The organism is Oleiphilus sp. HI0043 (genome assembly GCF_001634935.1).
The window spans coordinates 1-1,049 of record NZ_LWEY01000603.1 but is presented as its reverse complement, the minus strand read 5'-3'; the positions used below and the strand labels follow the sequence as shown (position 1 = coordinate 1,049).

Sequence of the window (1,049 nt, the reverse complement as noted above, 5' to 3'; positions counted from 1 at the left end):
TAACAGAGCTATCAAATTCGTTCAAGAATGGATTTCATATCACCTAACTGAGTTAGAAGAAAATTGGGACAAAGCTCGCTCTGGCGAACCTTTGAATTACATAGCACCGTTGGAGTAACAAATTATGCTTCATATTAAATCAGCAAAGCACGTTTCCGACTTTACACTTTGGGTTGCTTTTGATGATGGCACTTCAGGCAATATTGACTTAAAAGGAGCTTTGGAAGGTACCGTCTTTTTACCATTAAAAGATGTAGCTGTTTTTTCTAAAGTTTCAGTTGATCCTGAGCTAGAGACTGTGGTTTGGCCTAATGGTGCAGACCTTGCTCCTGAGTTCTTAAAAGACCTACACCAAAAACAAAACCAAGTTCACAACTGAATATTGGTATCTCTGACAGGTAGCTACTTTTTAGTATCCACCTGTTGGAAAATATCTACACCTGGATTCGTTCGGCAAGATCAAGCGCATCATCTACTTCAACTCCAAGATACCTTATAGTACTGTCGATTTTTGAGTGCCCTAGCAATATCTGAATAGCTCTAAGATTCTTTGTTTCACGATAAATAATTGAAGCTTTTGTTCGCCTCATTGAGTGAGTGCCATAAGCTGCCTTATCTAAACCAATACTGGAAACCCATGAGTCAACAATTCGAGCATATTGTCTAGTAGATAGATGCTCTGATTTCTTACACCGACTTTGAAATAAGAAATCGTTAAAACCTAAATGCTGAATCTCAATCAGTTTATTTAAGGTCGTTTTTGTCTTCGCTGTAATTTCAAATTGAACAGGTGTTTTCGTTTTTTTCTGAATGATTTGTGCGCGTGATTGAATACCATCGCCATGACTTATGTCACTGACTGACAGTCTGACAAGATCACAACTTCGAAGCATGCTATCAATTGCTAGGTTGAAAAGAGCTAGGTCTCTGATACTTTGTAAGCGTCTAGCCAAGCACACATAATACCAAACCCAACAATTAATTACGCTAGTTCCAAAATTCACAAGGAACTAGCACATGACTAAAAAGAACACCAAGAAAGCCAAACA

2 protein-coding genes are annotated in these 1,049 nt (G+C 38.1%); one reads left to right on the top strand and one right to left on the bottom strand.

The window, feature by feature from the left end; genetic code table 11:
• Positions 1 to 124 precede the first annotated feature (124 nt).
• The gene (locus A3729_RS07440) at positions 125 to 379 is read left to right on the top strand and encodes a DUF2442 domain-containing protein (RefSeq protein WP_068510406.1); all 255 of its coding nucleotides are present in this window, start codon (positions 125 to 127) and stop codon (positions 377 to 379) included.
• 55 nt (positions 380 to 434) lie between these two features.
• Here the strand turns inward: A3729_RS07440 and A3729_RS07435 are convergent, their stop codons facing one another.
• Positions 435 to 959, bottom strand: coding sequence for a tyrosine-type recombinase/integrase (locus tag A3729_RS07435; RefSeq protein ID WP_068638574.1), 525 nt, complete (start codon positions 957 to 959; stop codon positions 435 to 437).
• Positions 960 to 1,049 lie beyond the last annotated feature (90 nt).

Coding starts and splice junctions, on each gene's coding strand:
- A3729_RS07440 (WP_068510406.1), top strand. CDS start 125: ATGCTTCATATTAAATCAGCAAAGCACGTTTCCGACTTTACACTTTGG.